Genomic DNA, 20,075 nt, shown 5'->3' on the forward strand with positions numbered 1-20,075 from the left:
TCGTCTCGCAACCTGCTCGGCTTGTGCGAGGGTAGGGGGACGGGCAAGCCGCCCCCCCTTGTCATTATGCCAGCGCGGGCGAAGTCTTCAGCTGGGATACGAACTCGCCATCCTCGCCCATCGTCCACAATTCGCCGTCGGTGATCGCGAAATAGGCGCCGTGCAGCTTCAGCGTGCCGGCCTCGACCCGCGACTTGACGAAGGGAAAGGTCATCAGGTTGGCCAGCGACGTGCGAACCGTCTCCAGCTCCATCTCGCGGCCCAGGTTCGGGCTGTCGCCGAACTTCGCCTTCACCCTTTCGCGTGCGCCGTCCAGCAGGCTGACCCAGTCATGGACGAACCCGCCATCGCCGCGTTCGGCGTCATGGAACATCTCGGTCAGCGCGGCGTGCGCACCGCCGCACTTGCCATGGCCGACCACGACGATTTCCTCGACACCCAGCTTGGTGACGGCGAATTCCAGCGCGGCCGACACGCCGTGATGGCCCGGCGTCGTCTCGTACGGCGGGACCAGGTTGGCGACGTTGCGCACGACAAAGATTTCGCCGGGCAGGGTGTCGAAAATCTGCGACGGCTCGACGCGGCTATCGGCGCATCCGATCACCATCACCTTCGGCGCCTGGCCCTCCTTCAGCTGCGCCCAGCGTTCATGCTGGCGGCGGTAATCCGCCGTGCGAAACCGTTGATATCCGTCGAGCAGGTCGTTGAAATAGGTCATCCGGGCTCCCTTCATCGTTGCGATGTTTCAGCCCCCCACGTCGGACGATAGCTCATCGAATGAAAGGGCGGAATGTCATAGCGTGCATCTATGACTGCAATGGATGCAACCGATGCCCCTGTTGTGCTGGCGGGCGGCCATCGCTATTTCGCGCAGCATGAACGATCCGACGCCCGTGGCCCGCCCGATTCCGCCTGCTGTCGAGCCGCGTCAGCGCAAACCCGACTGGATCCGGGTCAAGGCGCCAACCTCGCCCGGTTATGCCGAAACGCGAAAGCTGATGCGCGACCTCAACCTCGCCACGGTGTGCGAGGAGGCGGCGTGCCCGAACATCGGCGAATGCTGGACCAAAAAGCACGCGACGGTGATGATCCTGGGTGATGTGTGCACCCGTGCCTGCGCGTTCTGCAACGTCAAGACCGGGATGCCGCGCAAGGTCGATCCGCTTGAGCCGGAACATGTCGCGGTTGCGGCGGCCAAGATGGGGCTTGAACATATCGTCATCACCTCGGTCGACCGCGACGACCTGCCCGATGGCGGCGCCAGCCAGTTCGTGAAGGTGATCGAGGCGCTGCGCCGGAACACGCCGAATACCACTATCGAAATCCTGACGCCCGATTTCCGCAACAAGGCAGAGGCCGCGATCGAGGCGATCGTGGCCGCGCGGCCGGACGTCTATAACCACAATCTGGAAACCGTCCCGCGGCTCTATCCCACGATCCGGCCGGGCGCGCGCTATTATGCCTCGCTGCGCCTCCTCGAAACGGTCAAGCGCCTTGATCCGTCGATCTTCACCAAATCGGGCATCATGCTCGGGCTGGGCGAGGAACGGATGGAGGTGCATCAGGTGATGGACGACATGCGGTCTGCCGACATCGATTTCCTGACCATGGGCCAGTATCTTCAGCCGACGCCGCGCCATGCCAAGGTGATGGATTTCGTGACGCCGCAGGCGTTCGACGCCTATGCCTCCATCGCGCGGGCCAAGAGGTTCCTGCTCGTCGCTTCCTCGCCGCTCACCCGCTCCAGCTATCATGCCGGCGACGATTTCGCCCGGCTGCGCGCCGCGCGGGAGGCTCGGCTGGCCCGCGGCTGACCGGATGCCCAAGCACACCGAAACCCGCGCCTTGCCCTATACCCCCGATCAGATGTTCACGCTGGTCGCGGATGTCGGCCGATATGCGGAATTCCTGCCCTGGGTCAGCGCGATCCGCGTGCGGTCGGACAGCGATACCGAAATGGTCGCTGACATGATCGTGGGGTTCAAGGGGCTGCGCGAAACCTTTACCTCGCGGGTGAAAAAGCTGCGGCCCGACAGCGTCCATGTCGATTATGTCGATGGCCCGCTGAAATATCTGCATAACGACTGGCGCTTCCGCCCCGATGGAAAGGGCGGCTGCCTTGTCGATTTCACCGTGGATTTTCAGTTCAAGAACCGCGTGTTCGAAATGCTGGCGGGCCAAGTGTTCGACCGGGCGCTGCGCAAGATGATCGGCGCGTTCGAGGAACGGGCAGCCGCGCTTTACGGCGCAGGATCAACGCCGGGCGGCATCAACAGCTCCAGCGCGCACAACGCCGCCTGAAGGCGGATGGCACCGCGCCCTTCGCCGTCGAACAGGCGCGAATCGGCCACCACCTGATTGGGATCGGCGCTGCGGTCCGCGCGGGCGAACACCACCGTGCCGACGGGCTTCTTCGCCGTCCCGCCGCCCGGCCCGGCAATGCCGGTAATCGCCACGGCGACCGATGCGCCGGTCTTCTTCAGCGCGCCCTGCGCCATGCTCCATGCCGTCGCCACCGACACCGCACCGAACGTTTCCAGCACGTCCAGGCTGACGCCCAGCAAGTCCATCTTGGCGTCGTTGGAATAGGTGACCAGGCTGCCCATCAGCACGTCCGAAGATCCCGGTATCTCGGTCAGCGCCGCCGCCACCAGCCCGCCGGTGCAGCTTTCGGCCAGCGCGATGGTCCGCCCGGCGGTCCGGTTCGCCACGATCACCGCGCGCGCGCGCTCGACCAGTTCGGGGGGCAACAGGGTGTCCATGCGTCAGCCTTGGGTCCGGGGCAGGGTAATGGTGGCACAGGCCATGGCGGCGATCCCCTCGCCGCGACCGGTAAAGCCCAGCCGCTCTGTCGTTGTTGCCTTCACGCTAACCGCGCCGGGCGCAAGCTGCAACAGCGCCGCGATCCGTTCGCGCATGCTGTCCCGATGCGGGCCGATCTTCGGCGCCTCGCAGATCAGGGTCAGGTCGACGAAATCGATGATCCCGCCCGCCGCACGGACCAGCGATGCGGCGTGCTCCAGGAACTGCGCCGAATTGGCCCCGCGCCATTGCGGGTCGCTGGGCGGGAAATGCATCCCGATATCGCCCGCGCCGATGGTGCCCAGCAGCGCATCGGTGATGGCGTGCAGCGCGACATCGGCATCGCTGTGCCCCGCCAGCCCCTTGTCATGCGGGATCAGCACGCCGCCCAGCCACAATTCCTCGCCAGCGGCCAGCCGGTGGACGTCATATCCTGTGGCGCTGCGGCTGACCCAGGCGGGCAGGGCGGGGGTCTGGCTCATCGCAAAATCCTCGGCATGAGTGAATTTTTCCAGCGCGCGTTCGCCCGGCACGATCCGCACCGTGCCGCCGATCGCACGCACCATCTGGGCATCGTCGGTCGCCTCGGCCGCCGCCGGCCAGCAGCGATGCGCCTCGACCAGCGCGTCCAGCCGGAACGCCTGCGGCGTCTGCACCCGCATCAATGCGTCGCGCGGCACGACCTCGCCCAGCAGCTCCGGCCCGCGCGCCAGCGTGTCCGCAACGGGCAGGGCGGGGATCGCCCCCTCCGCCTCCTCCAGCGCCGCCAACAGCCGGTCGATCACCGCATCCGAGAGGAACGGCCGCGCCGCATCATGCACCAGCACCCGCGCCGCCCCGCCATTGGCCGCGATCCACTCCAGCCCCGCCGCAACCGATTCCCGCCGCGTCGCCCCGCCGGTCGTCCATGCGGCATCCGCCCCGACCGCCTCGGCCAGCATCGCCTGCTGCTCCGCGCCGATCACGCAGACCACGCGGTCCACCCCCGGATGCGCCGCCAGCGCCGCATGACTGTGCGCTATCATCGCCCGCCCGGCCACCGGCGCGAACTGCTTGGGCAGGCTCAACCCGGACCGGCTTCCCGATCCGGCGGCAACGATGATGGCGATGACCGGCCCCTGCTTCATCGCGCCCGGTTAGCCCAGCCGCGCGTCCGCCGCCAGCCTTGCGCGACGCCGGTGGTTCGCGTATCTGCTGCCCGAAATTTAGGCACATTCCATGCAGAAACTCGCTCCTATCCATGTCGGCCCGGTGCGGATCGACCAGCCGGTGCTGCTGGCGCCGATGACCGGCGTCAGTGACCTGCCGTTCCGCACGCTTGTCCGTCGCTATGGCTCCGGCCTCAACGTGACCGAGATGATCGCCAGCCAGGCCGCGATCCGCGAAACGCGTCAATCGCTGCAAAAGGCCGCATGGGATCCGTCCGAGGAGCCGGTGTCGATGCAGCTGGTCGGCTGCACCCCCTATGAAATGGGCGAGGCGGCAAAGCTCAGCGAGGATCGCGGGGCGGCGATCGTCGACATCAACATGGGCTGTCCGGTGCGAAAGGTGACGAACGGCGATGCCGGTTCGGCACTGATGCGCGATCTGCCGCTCGCCGCCAGCCTGATCGAGGCGGTGGTCAAGGCGGTGAAGGTGCCCGTCACGGTCAAGATGCGCATGGGCTGGGATCATGCCAGCCTGAATGCTCCCGAACTGGCCCGCATCGCGCAGGATCTGGGTGCCAGGATGATCACCGTCCACGGCCGCACCCGGAATCAGATGTACAAGGGCCATGCCGACTGGGCCTTTGTCCGGCGGGTAAAGGATGCGATCGACCTGCCCGTCATCGTCAATGGCGATATCTGCACGATCGAGGATGCGGAAACCGCGCTGGAACAATCCGGCGCCGACGGCATCATGATCGGCCGGGGCAGCTATGGCAAACCCTGGCTGCTCAATCAGATGATGGCCTGGTTCGCCGATGGCCGCCGCCTGCCCGATCCCACGCTGGAGGAACAGCACGCGCTGATCGTCGAACATTACCACATGATGCTCGAGCATTACGGGAACGTCACCGGCGTCAACCTGATGCGCAAGCATATCGGCTGGTACACCCGCGGGCTGCACGGCTCGGCGGAATTCCGCAACCGCGTCAATCAGGAAGCCGATGGCAAGGTCGTGCTGGGCATGATCGACGAATTCTACGCCCCATGGCGCTCCCGCGCGGCGGCCTGAAACGGCTGGTCCGGGCGGAGCCTGTGCCGACACCGGCCGGCCCGGGCTTTGCCGAACTGTTCGCCGCCAATCCGGTGGCAACGCTGGTGATCGGGCCGGGCGGCGATGTCGTCCATGCCAACGCGGCGGCCGAACACATGCTCAACCGGTCCGAACGGTCGATGCGCGGCCATGGCCTGGACGGGGTCGTCATCCTGCCGGACGGGTATCAGGAACGGGGTGAGGGGCGGGGGTTCGCCGCGTTCGATATCGACCTGACGCTGCGGCGCGGCGGCCGCATCCGCGCGGATTTTCAGGAAGTGATGATCGCCGATCATCCCGGCTGGCGGATCGTCAGCATCACCCATGCCGCTGCCTCGCGCCGCCGCGGGCCGGCCGCGGATCGCAGCGCGGGGGCGCGCGCCGCCGTCGGTGCCGCTGCGATGCTGGCGCACGAGATCAAGAATCCGCTGTCCGGCATTCGCGGCGCGGCACAGCTGCTGGGCAGCGCGGGCGGCGATACGGAAAGCCAGGGCGAACTCACCCGCCTTATCACGACGGAGGTTGACCGGATCGCCGCGCTGATCGACCGGATGCAGGATTTCACCGACACTCGCCCGCCGGTCTTGAAACCCACCAACATCTATCCGCTGCTCGCCCATGCCCGCCACGTGGCAGAGGCCGGTTTTGCCCGGCATCTGGTGATCGAGGAACGCTTCGATCCGTCCCTGCCGCCCGTGCTGATCGATGGCGACGCCTTTGTTCAGGTGCTGATCAACCTGATGAAGAACGCGGCCGAAGCACTTGAAACGACGGCCAATCCCCGGCTGATCCTGGCCACCGCCTATCGCCATGGCATGTCGGTCAATCTGGGTGGCGGCCGCCCGCGCGTCCCGCTGCCCATCGAATTGCTGGTGATGGACAACGGCCCCGGCGCGCCTGCCGACATTGCCGAACATCTGTTCGAACCGTTCGTGTCCAGCAAGCGGGAGGGGAAGGGGCTGGGCCTGCCGCTCGTCGAAAAACTGATCGGCCAGATGGGCGGCTTCGTCCAGTATTCGCGTGAGGGAGAGCCAGAGATGACCGTATTCCGCCTGCTGCTGCCCAGGGCTTCGGCATGAGCGGTACGGTGCTGGTCGTCGATGACGACGCCGCGATCCGCATGGTCGTGTCGCAATCGCTGAAACGGGCGGGGCATGAGGTGCAGGCGGTGGCCTCGCTCGCCGAAATGCGTGCCGCCTTTGCCCGGCGTCGGCCCGATGTGCTGCTGACCGATGTTGTCCTGCCCGATGGCGACGGGATCGAAATGGCGGCGGCGATGCGGGCAGAGGTGCCGGACCTGCCGATCATCGTCTTTTCGGCACAGAACACGCTGTCCACTGCCGTCCGCGCGAACGAGGCGGGGGCATTCGATTATCTGCCCAAGCCGTTCGACCTCGATCAGCTGTCGGCGACCATCGCCAGTGCGCTGGCGCGGGGCGAACGGGCGGCAGCCGATCCGCTCGACGATGCCGACCGCGCCCTGCCGCTGATCGGCCGCTCTGCGGCGATGCAGGAGGTGTACCGCGTGATCGCCCGCGTCGTCGCCAACGACCTGACCGTGCTGGTCACCGGCGAAAGCGGGACGGGCAAGGAACTGGTGGCGCGCGCCATCCACGATCTTGGCCCGCGCCGTCGCTCGCCCTTTGTCGCGATCAACGTCGCCGCCATCCCGCGCGACCTGATTGAGGCGGAGCTGTTCGGCCATGAACGCGGCGCCTTTACCGGGGCACAGGCGCGTCAGGCTGGCCGGTTCGAACAGGCGGCGGGCGGCACGCTGTTCCTGGACGAAATCGGCGACATGCCAATGGAGGCGCAGACGCGGCTGCTGCGCGTCCTGCAACAGGGCGAATTTACCACGGTCGGCGGCTCCCGCCTGATCCGCGCCGATGTCCGCATCGTCGCGGCAACGAACAAGGACCTGGCGCAACAGGTCGCCGCCGGTCAGTTCCGCGAGGATCTGTTCTACCGGCTCAACGTCGTGCCGATCGCCATGCCCCCCTTGCGCGAACGGCGGCAGGATGTGCCGCTACTCGCCCGCCATTTCCTCGATCGCGCCGCCGATGCCGGCCTGCCGCACAAGCGGCTGGGGGAAGAGGCGCTTCGGCTGCTGGAGGCGCATGACTGGCCGGGCAATGTGCGCGAACTGGAAAACCTGATGCGCCGCCTGGCCGCACTTGGCCGGGACGATGTGATCGGCGTTTCGGATCTTCAGGCCGCATTCGGCGATGCCCCGGCCCAGATGCCGCCGGTCACCGATGCCGGAGTGGATCAGGCCGTGCTTGGCTGGCTCGACCGGCTGGCGATGGAAAACCCGGCCGCGCTTCAGGACGGCAGCCTCTATGACCGGCTCATCGCCGCCGTCGAACGCCCGCTGTTTCAGGCGATCCTGGCCCGTACCGGCCAGAATCAGGTTCGCGCCGCCCGCGTCCTCGGCATCAACCGCAACACGCTGCGCAAGCGGCTGGATCAGATCGGCCTCGATCCGGTTCAGGACCGAAAGGCCGGCCGGGACTGATCGCCCGCCCTATCCCGCTGGGGCGGGACGCCGCCCCTCGCGGCAAATACTGTGTTTTCTCTGCCACGATCCTGTTGTAGCAATGTCACGATGGCGGATTCCGGCGTGATCGCTGAACCTCAACAGACGCGTTTCGGGCGGGCCGTGACGCCGCTCATCGAATATGGCGTGCTTGCCGCCGCGCTGGCCATGGTTGGCGTCACCTATGCCGTCGTCCGCCGCGGTACGCCGGAGGCGCTGCTCTCCCCGTCGGTTGTTGCGCTGCTGCTGGTTGCCAACCTGATCCCGTGGATGGCGCTGCTGGTGCTGCTCGGGCGCCGCGTGGCGCGCAGCCGTGCCGCCCGTTCGCCGATCGGTGGCTCGGGTCGGCTGCATGTCCGCCTCGTCGCGCTGTTTTCCGTATTGGCCAGCGTGCCGATGCTGTTCGTGACGGTCTTTGCCTCGCTCCTGTTTCAGTATGGCGTCGAATTCTGGTATTCCGATCGGGCCCGCGACATGATCGAACGCGCCGCCAGCCTCGCGAACGACAGCTATGTCGAAATGACCCGCTGGGTGGACCGGGAAAACATTGCGCTGGCCAAGGATATCGCGAACGTCCTGTCCAGCGGCTACGGGTTCGACACGCCCGAATTCGTGACCATCTTCGGCCAGAGCGTTCTTCAGCGCAGCCTTGCCGAATCCATCGTGTTCAGCGTGTCGCCCCAGGGCGAAATCCTGACCTTTGCCCTGCTCGATCCGTACGAGCGCGGCCTTGCCGGCAACATCCGGCTAGAGGATGTCCGTGAGATTCAGGCGGGCAAGCCCAGCATCGTTCGGGTCAGCGGGGAACGGGTGGATTCGCTCGCGCCCGTACCCGGCACGCCCTATTTCGTTGCCTCTGGCCGCGTGGTCGGCGCGCGCGAGCTGATGGCCCGGAAACAGCGGGCCGAGGCGGCGGTCGCCGATTACCGCGCCTTACGAAAACGGTCGCGCGATCTTCAGCTCAATTTCAACCTTGCGCTGATCGGCGTGTCGTTGCTGATCGTCGGGCTTGCCGTGTTCGTGGCGCTTGCCGTTGCGGACCGGCTCGTCCGGCCGGTGGGGGCGCTGGTCGATGCGGCGGGCCGGATCGCGGGCGGCGATCTGGATGCCCGCGTCGCGGATGTCCGTTCCGACGACGAAATCGGCACGCTGGCCAATGCCTTCAACCAGATGACGGGCCGGCTTCAGGAACAGACCAACGCACTGGTCACTGCCAATGCCGAACTGGAATCGCGCCGCGCCCTGATCGAGGCGGTGATGTCCGGCGTCAGTGCGGGGATCGTGTCGATTGACGAGCACCGCCATGTCCGCCTGCTCAATGCCTCGGCCCAGAATCTGCTGCGCACCGATGCCGCGACCGCCATCGGCCAGCCGCTGGCCGGCATCGCCCCGGAACTCGACCGGCTGGTGGCAGAGGGCGCGCGCGACGGTGTGGCTCAAATCGTTGCGGCGGGCGAGGCGCGGACGCTGGCGGTCAAGATCACCCGGGATGAGGATGGCCGCGTCCTCACCTTTGACGATATCACGCAGCAGCTGCTGGATCAGCGCCGCGCCGCCTGGTCCGACGTCGCCCGGCGCATCGCGCATGAAATCAAGAACCCGCTGACCCCCATTCAGCTGGCTGCCGAACGCCTGCAACGCCGCTATGGCCGGCAACTGGCGGAGGATGACGGCGTGTTCGGCCGCCTGACCGAAACCATCGTGCGGCAGGTCGGCGACCTGCGCCGAATGGTGGACGAGTTTTCCTCCTTTGCCCGGATGCCGAAACCCGTGTTCCGGGACGAGGCGCTGGTCGATATCGCGCGCCAGGCGGTGTTCCTGCACGAGGTCGCGCATGGCGAGATCGCCTTTTCCATCGACGCGGCCGATCCTGCCGCCTCCCTCGTCTGCGACCGGCGTCAGCTGGGTCAGGCGCTGACCAACATCGTCAAGAACGCGGTCGAAGCGATCGAGGCGCGGCCCGACGATGCACCCCCCGGCCGCATCGCGGTGACCATCGCCCATCCCGACGATGCGGTCGAAATCACCGTCAGCGACAATGGCGTCGGCCTGCCGGTCGAGCGGGACCGGATCATCGAACCGTACATGACCACCCGCGCGCGCGGCACCGGCCTTGGCCTCGCCATCGTGAAAAAGATCGTGGAGGAGCATTTCGGCACCATGGCCTTTGCCGACAATCCCGGCGGGGGCACCATCGTCAATCTTCGGTTCGATCCTCAGTTGCTGGCCGGGCTGGCGGGCGAAGAACCGGGCAACGCGACCGAGGATCCCTCGCCGCGGCTCACTCGAACAGGCGCTTAGGACACAAGATGAAGCTTGATATTCTGGTTGTGGACGATGAGCGGGACATCCGCGAACTGGTCGCCGGCGTGCTGGAGGATGAGGGGTATGAAACGCGCGGCGCGGCCGACAGCGATGCCGCGCTGGACGCGATCGCCGCCCGCCGCCCCTCGCTCGTCCTGCTCGATGTCTGGCTTCAGGGGTCGCGCCTCGACGGGCTTGAGCTGCTCGACGAACTCAAGCGGCGCGATCCGTCCATCCCCGTCCTCGTCATTTCCGGCCATGGCAATCTCGACACCGCCGTCGCCGCCATCCGCCGGGGCGCATCCGACTTCATCGAAAAGCCGTTCGAGGCGGAACGCCTGCTCCTGCTCGTCCAGCGTGCCACCGAAACCGAACGGCTGCGGCGCGAGGTTGCGTCCCTGCGCGCCTCGATCGGCCGCGACGATGATCTGACCGGCACGTCCGCCGCCATCAACGGCGTGCGCGCGACGCTCAAGCGGGTCGCCTCGACCGGCAGCCGCGTGCTCATTTCCGGCGGCCCCGGCGTGGGCAAGGAAGTCGCCGCCCGCCTGCTGCACAGCTGGAGCCAGCGGGCAGAGGCGCCCTTCGTCGTCATTTCCGCCGCGCTGATGACGCCGGAACGGGTGGAAGAAGAACTGTTCGGGGTCGAGGAAAACGGCCAGCTCGTCCGCCCCGGCCTGCTGGAACAGGCGCATGGCGGCACGCTGTTCCTGGACGAGATCGCCGACATGCCCGTCGCAACCCAGGCCCGCATCCTGCGCGTCCTGACGGATCAAAGCTTCACGCGCGTCGGCGGCCAGCGGCTGGTCAAGGTCGATGTGCGCGTCGTGTCCGCCACCGCCCGCGACCTGACCGAGGAGATTGCGGCCGGCCGGTTCCGTGAGGATCTCTATTACCGGCTCAACGTCGTGCCGGTGACCATCCCGGCGCTGTCCGACCGGCGAGAGGATATTCCGCCGCTGGTCGAACATTACACCGCCCATTATGCCAGCGAACGGCGCGTCGCCACGCCGCAGATTTCGCCCGACGCGATGGTCGCGCTGCAAAGCTATGACTGGCCCGGCAATGTCCGCCAGCTGCGCAACGTGGTCGAACGCACCATCATCCTGGCCCCCGGCAGCCGCGTCGCCCGCATCGACATCGACCTGTTGCCGCCAGAGGTGCTGCGTGGCCCGGACGAAGGCGACATGGGCATGGGCGCCGCAATGATGATGGGCACGCCGCTGCGTGAGGCGCGCGAGACGTTCGAACGCGAATATCTCCGCGTCCAGATCCGCCGCTTCTCCGGCAACATCTCCCGCACCGCCAGCTTCATCGGCATGGAACGCTCCGCCCTCCACCGGAAACTGAAACTGCTCGGCATCGCCGAAACGCGAGAGGATTAGGGCCCCGATCTGGACAGGGCTTTCGCAATGACAGGGTCATGGCAGCCGCCAAATCGAGCCTGCAATATCCGGCGCGCCAACCATCAAGGGAACGTCGCCGCCCGGGTTCATCCGGTGACTGGGCGCCGCGCTGATGCAAGTTGCCGGACGCAGGTGTTGATCAGCGTCCGGCGTGGACCAAGCGCTGCCCAGCTATGATCCGCCCCGGCATAATGAGTGAGATGCGCGTTGGGAAACGTCTCGGCATAGCGCTGCGAATAGGCAGGGGCCACGACGGCATCGTCCAGGCCGTGGTGAAGAAACACTGGGCCGGCAAAGGCGTCCAGCCCTGCATAAGGGTCGTATCCGGCCATCCCCTCGACAAACGCCGCGCCCAGTGCCTGCCCGTCGATATCGATCGACTGACCGGATTTCAGCGGATCGACCGGACGGCCCAATACCCGTCCCTGCCGTACATCGTCCGCGCTGGCGGCCGCCGGGGCCATCAACGTCAGCGTTGCTACAGCATCGGGCATCCGGCCTGCCAGCGTGGCCAGTTCCATGCCGCCCAGCGAATGGCCGATCAGGTGCGGGTGACCGCCAACTAGTGCCAGCATCGCCGCCAGTTGCTCGATCTCGTCCGGCACCGAAACATCGGCCAGTGATCCGTCGCTTTCGCCGTGCCCGGCGCGGTCAAATGCCCATACGGCGAAACCGGATCCCGCCAATGTCCGCGCCAGATCGACGATCAGCCTGCCCGGCCCGATCCTGCTGTCGCTGAACCCATGGGCAATCACCACCGGCTCGGCGTCCGCCTTGCCATAATGCGTACCTCGCAGCGTCCTGCCCCGATGCATGACGGTGACCGGGTTCATGGCGATTGGCATGGAGGTTGTTCCCTCGCGGTTGACTTGCCCCTAATGCTCCATCTGCTGCCTTGTTCCTGATGGGGGTCGGAACCGACGCGATGAACCGATGGCATTGCCGGTATGGCGGTGCTGGCTCATCGCCAATTTACCCACCCCCTCGACGCATCCCGCATCACCCCCTACATTCGGATGATCCGAACGCCGTGGGGGCGTTCGCAACCGCGCCGGGCACCGGCGGAATGCGGGAACCACCGCCAAGAACAGAGGGCATGAACATGGCCGAAAAACAAAGCTCGCTTCAGGATCTGTTCCTGAACGCCCTTCGCAAATCGAAAACCCCTGTCACCATGTTCCTGGTCAAGGGCGTGAAGCTGCAGGGCATCGTCACCTGGTTCGACAATTTCTCGGTGCTGCTGCGCCGCGACGGTCAGTCGCAGCTGATCTACAAGCACGCGATTTCCACGATCATGCCGTCGGCTCAGGTCGACATGGCCCCGATCGTGGCTCAGGTGAACGAACAGCAGCAGCGCAACCAGCTGCTTCAGGAAATCTTTCTGAACGCGGTGCGCAAGCAACAGGAACACGTCACCATGTTCCTGGTCAACGGCGTGATGCTTCAGGGCAATATCGCCGCGTTCGACCTGTTCTGCATGTTGCTGCAGCGCGACGGCCTGTCACAGCTCGTCTACAAGCACGCCGTGTCGACCATCCAACCGGCCAATCCGCTGAACCTGGCGGAGGAACAGGCCAGCGGGGACGACGCATGAGGATGGCGGCTTGACCACCGGATTTGAGCGGGACGTCGCGGAATTTGCCCGCGGCGCCCGCGCGATCGTCGTCCTGCCCGATCAGGGCGGGTCGGCGCGCGACAATGACGCCCGGCTTGAGGAAACGGCCGGCCTTGCCATGGCAATCGGGATCGAGGTGGTTGATCGCGTCGGCTTTCGCGTGCGCGGTGCCCGCCCGGCCACACTGATCGGCACGGGTCAGGTGGAACAGCTTGCCGAACGGGTCGCGCTGCTTGAGGGGGAACTGGCGGTGTTCGACGCCGCGCTGACCCCGGTTCAGCAGCGCAATCTGGAAACCGCGCTGAAGTGCAAGGTGATCGACCGCACCGGCCTGATCCTCGAAATCTTCGGCGAACGCGCCCGCACGGCAGAGGGGCGGCTTCAGGTCGAACTGGCGCACCTTGATTATCAGGCCGGGCGGCTGGTGCGCAGCTGGACCCACCTTGAGCGGCAGCGCGGCGGCTTCGGCTTTCTCGGCGGTCCCGGCGAAACCCAGATCGAGGCGGACCGCCGCCTGATCCGTGACCGCATGGCACGCCTGCGCCGGGAGCTGGAGGGCGTAACGCGCACCCGCACGCTTCACCGCGAACGGCGGCAACGCGCGCCCTGGCCGGTGATCGCGCTGGTCGGCTATACCAATGCGGGCAAATCCACGCTGTTCAACCGGCTGACCGGGGCGGACGTGATGGCCGAAAACCTGCTGTTCGCCACGCTGGATCCGACGCTGCGCCAGATCGCGCTGCCCGGCATCGACAAGGCGATCCTGTCCGACACGGTCGGCTTTGTCAGCGATCTGCCGACTCAGCTTGTCGCCGCATTCCGCGCGACGCTGGAGGAGGTGATCGCCGCCGATCTCCTCATCCATGTCCGCGACATCGCGCACCCGGACAGCGATGCCCAGGCCGCGGATGTCGAGGGCGTGCTGCGCGACCTTGGCGTGGCAGAGGAAACCCCCCGGATCGAGGCGTGGAACAAGATCGACAGCTTTGCCGGGGACGAGCGGGAGGAACGGCTGGGCGAGGCCGCGCGGCGCGACGATGTGGTCCCGCTGTCCGCATTGACGGGGGAGGGGGTGGACGCGCTGATGGCGCGGGTCGCTTCGCTGCTCACCGCCAGCCATCGCCGCTACACCCTGTCGCTCGATCCCGCCGATGGTGCGGGCGCCGCCTGGCTGTTTCAGCATGGCGAGGTGCTGGACCACTGGATGGAGGAGGATCGCGCCATCTATTCCGTCCGCATGGCGCCGCGCGACCATGAACGGTTCGAGGCGCGCGATCGATGACCGCTTCCGCGCTTGAACAGGGCACGGCACTGACCCCGCGCTGGGACGCCAATGGCCTGATTACCGCCGTCTGCACCCATGCCGATACGGGCGAGGTGCTGATGCTGGCGCACATGAACGCCGATGCGCTGGCCGCCACGCTGGACACCCGCCGCGCCACCTTCTGGTCGCGCAGCCGCCAGAGCCTGTGGGTCAAGGGGGAGACATCGGGCCATGTCCTCACCGTCCGCGACATTCGCATCGATTGCGATCAGGATGCGGTGTGGCTGATCTGCGATCCCGCCGGGCCTGCCTGTCATACGGGCCAGCCGAGCTGCTTCTATCGCCGCGTCACCCCGAACGGGCTGGAACGCATCGGGTGACGCGCGCCGCGCTGGCCGCCCTGTTCCTGCTGACGCTTGCGGGGTGCGGCGCCGATCCCGCCGCCCCGCCGCCTGCCGAACCGGCGCATCCGCTGGAACAGGCGGCGATCGAGCGCGGGCTGGTGCCCGATCCCGCCAGCGCCAGCCCCATCGGCCTTTATGCTCGCGACAGCGACCGGCTGTGCCTCGCCGCGCTGCCCGGCGGTGAGCAGGCGGGTAAGCAAGCGGACCCCGCCCGGTTCCGCATCGGCGCGCTGGTCGATTATGGCGAGGGGCTGCGCTGTGCCGGGCGGGGTGAGGCCAGCCTGTCCGGCGATCGGCTGACCGTTCAGCTGGGGGAGGGGGCGTGCCGTTTCGATGCCGCGTTCGATGGCGACCGCATCGCCTTTCCCGCCGAACTGCCCGATGCCTGCCTCGCGCTGTGTCAGGATGAACGCGCGTCCTTCTCCGCCATGCAGGCCGAACGATTGAGCGACCGCGCGGCAGAGGCTGAGGCGTTCCGACTGCCCGACGGGGTGCGTCCCTGCGCTGATTGACGTTGACGTAAAGGTGAGTTAGAAAAGCGGGTATGGCAACGATTCCCGCGATAGCTAGCTTCGCCCCGATCGACCCGCGCCCCGACCGCGATCAGTTCAGCATTGCGGATCTGTGTGCGGAATTCGATGTCACCGCCCGCGCGCTGCGCTTTTACGAGGATGAGGGGCTGATCGCCCCCGAGCGGCGCGGCCTGACCCGCATCTATTCGCACCGCGACCGCGCGCGCCTCGCCTGGATCCTGCGCGGCAAGCGCGTCGGGTTCAGCCTTGGCGAGATCCGCGAGATGATCGACCTCTATGACGTGGGCGAGGGGCGGCAGGTTCAGCGCAAGGTGACCATCGCCCGCTGCCGCGACCGGATTGCGCTGCTTCAGGCGCAGAAACGCGACATTGACGCCGCCATTGCCGAGCTCGATCAGTTTGTCGATTATCTAGAACAGCACCCGATCCAGGAGTAGGATTTCCCATGCCCAGCTATGTTCCGCCCGTGCGCGACACGCGTTTCGTGCTCAATTCGGTGATCGGGCTCGACCGCTACACCAACCTGCCCGGCTTCACCGCCGCGACCGGCGATGTCGTCGACGCGGTGCTCGAAGAAGGCGGCAAGTTCGTCGCCGAAGTCCTGTTCCCCCTCAACCTGTCCGGCGATCAGCAGGGCTGCACCCGCCACCCGGACGGCAGCGTCACGACCCCCGACGGCTTCAGGGAAGCGTACCGCCAGTTCACCGAAAGCGGCTGGTCCACCCTCTCAGCGCCAGAGGAGTTTGGAGGACAGGGTATGCCCCATGTCGTCGCCACCGCGTTCGAGGAATATATGATCTCCGCCAACATGGCCTTTGCCATGTACCCCGGCCTGACCCACGGCGCGATCGCCGCCCTGCTGGCCAAGGGGTCGGAGGAGCAAAAGGCGAAATACGTCCCCAGGATGGTGTCCGGCGAATGGGGCGGCACCATGAACCTGACGGAGCCGCATTGCGGCACCGACCTCGGCCTCATCAAGACCCGCGCCACGCCCAATGCGGACGGCAGCTATTCGATCACCGGCACCAAGATCTTCATCTCGTCCGGCGAGCATGACCTGACCAGCAACATCATCCACCTCGTCCTGGCCAAGACGCCCGGCGCGCCGGACAGTTCAAAGGGGATCAGCCTGTTCGTCGTCCCCAAATTCCTGGTGAACGACGACGGCTCGCTCGGCGCGCGCAACGGCGTCAGCTGCGGCTCGATCGAGCACAAGATGGGCATCCACGCCAATTCCACCTGCGTCATGAACTATGACGGCGCGACCGGCTGGCTGGTGGGCGAGGAGATGAAGGGCCTGGCCGCCATGTTCATCATGATGAACGCCGCCCGCCTGGGCGTGGGGCTTCAGGGGCTGGGCGTCGCCGAAACCGCCTATCAGAACGCTGCCAACTATGCCCGCGACCGGCGTCAGGGCCGCGCGCTCACCGGCGCTGCTGACCCCAATGAAAAGGCCGACACCCTGTTCGTCCATCCCGATGTCCGCCGCATGCTGATGGAGGCAAAGGCCCTGACCGAGGGGCTTCGCGCCCTGTGCCTGTGGGGCGCGCTTCAGGTCGACCTCAGCCACAAGGCCGCGACGGAGGAGGAGCGGCAACAGGCCGACGACATCATCAGCCTGCTGACCCCGGTCATCAAGGGCTATGGCACCGACAAGGGCTATGACATCGCCACCAACGCGCAACAGGTCTATGGCGGCCATGGCTACATCGCCGAATGGGGCATGGAACAGTACGTCCGCGACGCCCGCATCGCCATGATCTATGAAGGGACCAACGGGGTTCAGGCGATGGACCTTGTCGGGCGCAAGCTCGCGCAGAATGGCGGCCGCGCCGTCCAGGCGTTCTTCAAGGTGGTGACGGAGGAGATCGCGGCGGCAAAGGGCGTGCCCGCCACCGCCGATTTCGCCGGCCATCTGGAGCGGGCGCTGGGCCAGCTACAGGCAGCGACCATGTGGTTCGTGGCAAACGGGATGAAGGACCCGAACCAGGTCGGCGCCGGCGCGCATCATTACATGCACATCATGGGCATCGTCGCGGTCGGCATGATGTGGCTGCGCATGGCAAAGGCAGCGGCCGAGCAGCTGGAGGCCGGGGAGGGGGGCGCCGACGTGGATCGGGCCTTCCTCGAAGCCAAGCTGGTCACCGCCCGCTTCTACGCCGAACGCATCATGCCGGATGCAGGCGCCCTGCGGCGCAAGATCGAGGGCGGCGCCGAAAGCCTGATGGCCCTGCCGCCGGAGATGTTTCTGGCGGCGTAGGGGGGCGTACTACTCAGTTGCATGAGTGTCTGTAAACCCCACTAATCCTTGAATGATATCGGCCGGGGTCAGTTTGAGTTGAGCTAATTGTAGAGCGGCAACATCTGGTCGTTGGGCATCTGCAGCCTCCCCCACCGCCTTTAGCATGGAGCGGGTTGACGATATTATCGAATTAACCATTGCAAAGGTCAACGCGAGAGTTCCGTGAGTCTCCGCGTTGTATTCAGCGTCATTGTTTGGATATACGATAATCCTTTTGCTGTCGACATCACCATAATGTGTTCTCAACCAGTTCTCATGGCTTAGTACCTGACCATGTAATGACTTGGTCAGTTTGTTTTTTGCTTTCTTTCTGGACTTTGCCTCTATGACAAAATAGGGACCTGTGTCCGCGCGAGCTAGTACGTCAGGACCCTCTTTGTACTCATTGTCAGGCCGGCTCGCAGCAAAGCCTATCCAGCTAAACAATTCGGCGAGGGCCCCTTCAAACTGTCCAGAAGTGCTATATGGGGTCAGTAGTTCAATGTCTTTTTCAAAGCGAGATAGAGCAACGCCGGGATGTAGAAAATCGCCAATACGGGATGCAACAGCATGTGCCTGCTGAGATGCTGATAACATCTGGTGAACGGCAATCTGCCCTACAGGAGCAGTTAGAGCAAAATTTAGCCCGTATGCCTTTGTCTGCCATTCTTCAGCCTGCGGTTCGTTACCTGCCATGTATGAAGCACGAGCCTTTAGCTGGTGAAACCATCCCTTAATGGTGGCATCGGATGCGTGATCGATCGCTTCATTGAAGTGACTTATTGCTTTGGCAAATTGCCTAATTCGAAGCTGTTCAATGCCGTCCCGTTCCGCTTCCCACGCTTGCAATCGCTCCAGCTCCGTCGAGATCCCGACTGCTGCACTTCCAAGCTCATCTGCATGGTACGCTCGCCAGTCAGGGTCGCGATTTAGGCATTTCCAAGCGGTTGCGATAAAGTCATCGGCGGATTCGACGGCACGACTTACTTCCAGGCCAATTTCCAGCTGCCGCTTGCTAGTACCCGACAAATGGCGCTGATTGGATATCTTCCCAATCCAAGTAATAAGATCGGCACCCGTGAGAACTACAACACAATAATCACTGGTTCCGCGCGACCCCCTTCCGATGGCTTGTTCAATCCGCTGTGCGAGCGTCGAGCCGGGCGACCCATAGGATAGGGCCGTAATGCGCCATGCATCATAGCTTGAACTCCCATACGGTAGTCCATCCATGATTAAAACACGGCAAGCGTCTCCAGGTAAATCGACTCCATCGTATCGTCTAGGCAGTACAGCACAAATACCCCTTTTGGTGCGGAGGTTATCGATGAGTTGGACTGTTTGGGTCCCATCGTCCGGAACCGACGCGATGTCTTTCCATTCCTTTCCGCTGGCGAACGATGGAGTAAGAATGGCTACATTCTTGTCATGCTGAACTGCACTACTTACTAGCTGCTTGACCAGTCGGCTGGGCATTTGGTGGGCGGGGAGCTGGATCAAGGCTGGCGCTAGGATCATGCGCTCACCAACCCCGGCGAGAGAAGCCGCAGTTAGCGGCGACGCGACGCGAGAAGCTCTAACCCCAAAAGTGCGTACAACTTCGCTATCGTCGGCAATGGTCGCCGACATATAAATGCGACGCTTGGCATTGCGATATGCTGATGCTCGATCAACCAAAGGAACAATTGGGAGTATTGAAATCGATTCTTTGCTAATCAATACCTGACATACGTGCAACTCGTCACGTAGATGAGCCCACGCCCACCGATCGATCTTCTCGGGGCCATACTCTTGAAGTGCAGCGGCGAACTCGTCGACCTTCTGCAACCATGCCCAATATGGCACATCTAAGACAAAATATTCTTTGCCGGAGACCACGTCATCGAATGTATGGCCTCTATTTAACTGACGAAAAGCACCCCGGAATCTTGCGGTAAGGTTCTGGTATAGTTCGCGGTGGTCCGACGATTTTATCTCGAACGTGAAAGACTTCCACACCGTCTCAAAAGCAGCATGAGCATCATCCAGAATGATAAGTCCCAACTGTTGCACTTCCGATTGACGGTCTTGAGTTCCGAATTTGCTCATTCCGTTGAACACTGCATCGTAGTTAGCAATGCCTATTGCCTTTCCGTCAACAAAGTCCGCTGGCAGACCTTCCTTGGCAGATCGATACACTGCGACTGGTATGCCGAAACGGTCTGCTTCGGCGCAAACCTGTTCGTTCAATTGGTTGGTAGGAGTGACATAAAGGACCGGCAAATTTAGTTCATTTAACGTGGCTTGGGCCATCAGTAGTCCTACTAGTGATTTGCCGCCACCGGTCGGTAGCTTAAGCACGGAATCGCGCTGGGCGCGGTCCTTGCTCCAAGCATCAAGCAATTCACTCTGACTCGCATAGAGTTCGTTTACCCCCTCCGGCTTGATAAGATGCTGGAAAACTTTGCGTGGGTCGATCTCTTTGGTGGATCCACTGGTTTTTTTTAAAGACCTAAAATCGACCACGTTGACCCCCAGAAGCGCTGCGCTAACACCGACACACGTTAGTAGAGGTAACCTGATTTGACGTAGAGCTACAAGTCTTTACGGTTACCTCGCGCTTTTTTGAGAAAGACACTCGCAATATGAAACGTATGACGAGCAGGCTTATCGCCAAGACTTTTTAGCTCTGTTCGGTTTAATTGCGTGTCGA

18 protein-coding genes are annotated in these 20,075 nt (G+C 64.5%); 13 read left to right on the top strand and 5 right to left on the bottom strand.

The window, feature by feature from the left end; translation table 11 throughout:
• Positions 1 to 64 precede the first annotated feature (64 nt).
• A complete protein-coding gene (locus tag ACNI3Q_RS10150; RefSeq protein ID WP_426276301.1) occupies positions 65 to 718 on the bottom strand; it encodes a carbonic anhydrase in 654 nt (217 codons plus the stop codon).
• A gap of 157 nt (positions 719 to 875) precedes the next feature.
• Between ACNI3Q_RS10150 and lipA the strand changes: the two genes are divergently transcribed.
• Positions 876 to 1,814, top strand: coding sequence for a lipoyl synthase (gene lipA / locus ACNI3Q_RS10155; RefSeq protein WP_426276689.1), 939 nt, complete (start codon positions 876 to 878; stop codon positions 1,812 to 1,814).
• Between the two features lie 4 nt (positions 1,815 to 1,818).
• Complete coding sequence (locus tag ACNI3Q_RS10160; protein ID WP_426276303.1) at positions 1,819 to 2,301, top strand: type II toxin-antitoxin system RatA family toxin; 483 nt, start codon at positions 1,819 to 1,821, stop codon at positions 2,299 to 2,301.
• On the opposite strand, the gene ACNI3Q_RS10165 is transcribed toward ACNI3Q_RS10160, so the two are convergent.
• Together ACNI3Q_RS10165 and ACNI3Q_RS10170 are read right to left on the bottom strand one after the other, a co-directional pair.
• A complete protein-coding gene (locus ACNI3Q_RS10165; protein ID WP_260022144.1) occupies positions 2,241 to 2,762 on the bottom strand; it encodes a CinA family protein in 522 nt (173 codons plus the stop codon). The genes ACNI3Q_RS10160 and ACNI3Q_RS10165 overlap by 61 nt on opposite strands.
• A gap of 3 nt (positions 2,763 to 2,765) precedes the next feature.
• Positions 2,766 to 3,929 carry a bifunctional 2-C-methyl-D-erythritol 4-phosphate cytidylyltransferase/2-C-methyl-D-erythritol 2,4-cyclodiphosphate synthase gene (locus tag ACNI3Q_RS10170; protein WP_426276305.1) on the bottom strand — a complete coding sequence of 388 codons (1,164 nt, stop codon included), beginning with the start codon at positions 3,927 to 3,929 and terminating at the stop codon, positions 2,766 to 2,768.
• A gap of 91 nt (positions 3,930 to 4,020) precedes the next feature.
• On the opposite strand from ACNI3Q_RS10170, the gene dusB reads away from it, so the two are divergent.
• The 5 genes from dusB (at position 4,021) to ntrX (ending at position 11,265) form a co-directional block, all read left to right on the top strand.
• Positions 4,021 to 5,019 (top strand): tRNA dihydrouridine synthase DusB, encoded by a 999-nt coding sequence (gene dusB, locus ACNI3Q_RS10175; RefSeq protein WP_426276307.1) that lies wholly within the window; start codon positions 4,021 to 4,023, stop codon positions 5,017 to 5,019.
• The gene (locus ACNI3Q_RS10180; RefSeq protein WP_426276309.1) at positions 4,995 to 6,119 is read left to right on the top strand and encodes a two-component system sensor histidine kinase NtrB; all 1,125 of its coding nucleotides are present in this window, start codon (positions 4,995 to 4,997) and stop codon (positions 6,117 to 6,119) included. The genes dusB and ACNI3Q_RS10180 overlap by 25 nt, the downstream gene beginning before the upstream one ends.
• Positions 6,116 to 7,555, top strand: a complete 1,440-nt coding sequence (gene ntrC, locus ACNI3Q_RS10185; protein WP_426276311.1) for a nitrogen regulation protein NR(I) — start codon at positions 6,116 to 6,118, stop codon at positions 7,553 to 7,555. The genes ACNI3Q_RS10180 and ntrC overlap by 4 nt, the downstream gene beginning before the upstream one ends.
• 90 nt (positions 7,556 to 7,645) lie before the next feature.
• Positions 7,646 to 9,877, top strand: a complete 2,232-nt coding sequence (locus tag ACNI3Q_RS10190) for a sensor histidine kinase NtrY-like (protein ID WP_426276313.1) — start codon at positions 7,646 to 7,648, stop codon at positions 9,875 to 9,877.
• An 8-nt stretch (positions 9,878 to 9,885) separates the two neighbouring features.
• A complete protein-coding gene (gene ntrX, locus ACNI3Q_RS10195; protein ID WP_426276315.1) occupies positions 9,886 to 11,265 on the top strand; it encodes a nitrogen assimilation response regulator NtrX in 1,380 nt (459 codons plus the stop codon).
• Positions 11,266 to 11,372: 107 nt separating this feature from the next.
• On the opposite strand, the gene ACNI3Q_RS10200 is transcribed toward ntrX, so the two are convergent.
• A complete protein-coding gene (locus ACNI3Q_RS10200) occupies positions 11,373 to 12,131 on the bottom strand; it encodes an alpha/beta fold hydrolase (protein ID WP_426276317.1) in 759 nt (252 codons plus the stop codon).
• 251 nt (positions 12,132 to 12,382) lie between these two features.
• Here ACNI3Q_RS10200 and hfq point away from each other — a divergent pair, with 251 nt between their 5' ends.
• The 6 genes from hfq to ACNI3Q_RS10230 are packed head-to-tail and all read left to right on the top strand — an operon-like array spanning position 12,383 to position 17,362.
• Positions 12,383 to 12,880 carry an RNA chaperone Hfq gene (gene hfq, locus ACNI3Q_RS10205; RefSeq protein WP_426276319.1) on the top strand — a complete coding sequence of 166 codons (498 nt, stop codon included), beginning with the start codon at positions 12,383 to 12,385 and terminating at the stop codon, positions 12,878 to 12,880.
• Positions 12,881 to 12,890: 10 nt separating this feature from the next.
• Positions 12,891 to 14,183: a GTPase HflX gene (hflX, locus tag ACNI3Q_RS10210; protein WP_260022156.1), complete on the top strand. Its 1,293-nt coding sequence runs from the start codon at positions 12,891 to 12,893 to the stop codon at positions 14,181 to 14,183.
• Positions 14,180 to 14,545 carry a phosphoribosyl-AMP cyclohydrolase gene (gene hisI / locus ACNI3Q_RS10215; RefSeq protein WP_426276321.1) on the top strand — a complete coding sequence of 122 codons (366 nt, stop codon included), beginning with the start codon at positions 14,180 to 14,182 and terminating at the stop codon, positions 14,543 to 14,545. Before hflX ends, hisI begins: the two co-directional genes overlap by 4 nt.
• Entirely contained in the window at positions 14,542 to 15,081 is a 540-nt protein-coding gene (locus ACNI3Q_RS10220) for a hypothetical protein (protein ID WP_426276323.1), read from the top strand. The genes hisI and ACNI3Q_RS10220 overlap by 4 nt, the downstream gene beginning before the upstream one ends.
• A 32-nt stretch (positions 15,082 to 15,113) precedes the next feature.
• A complete protein-coding gene (locus ACNI3Q_RS10225) occupies positions 15,114 to 15,539 on the top strand; it encodes a MerR family transcriptional regulator (protein ID WP_426276325.1) in 426 nt (141 codons plus the stop codon).
• Between the two features lie 8 nt (positions 15,540 to 15,547).
• Positions 15,548 to 17,362, top strand: a complete 1,815-nt coding sequence (locus ACNI3Q_RS10230; protein ID WP_426276327.1) for an acyl-CoA dehydrogenase C-terminal domain-containing protein — start codon at positions 15,548 to 15,550, stop codon at positions 17,360 to 17,362.
• 9 nt (positions 17,363 to 17,371) lie between these two features.
• Here ACNI3Q_RS10230 and ACNI3Q_RS10235 read toward each other — a convergent pair whose 3' ends face one another.
• Positions 17,372 to 19,888 (bottom strand): DEAD/DEAH box helicase, encoded by a 2,517-nt coding sequence (locus ACNI3Q_RS10235; protein ID WP_426276329.1) that lies wholly within the window; start codon positions 19,886 to 19,888, stop codon positions 17,372 to 17,374.
• Positions 19,889 to 20,075 lie beyond the last annotated feature (187 nt).

The organism is Sphingomonas eleionomae (genome assembly GCF_049889035.1).
Classification (GTDB): domain Bacteria; phylum Pseudomonadota; class Alphaproteobacteria; order Sphingomonadales; family Sphingomonadaceae; genus Sphingomonas.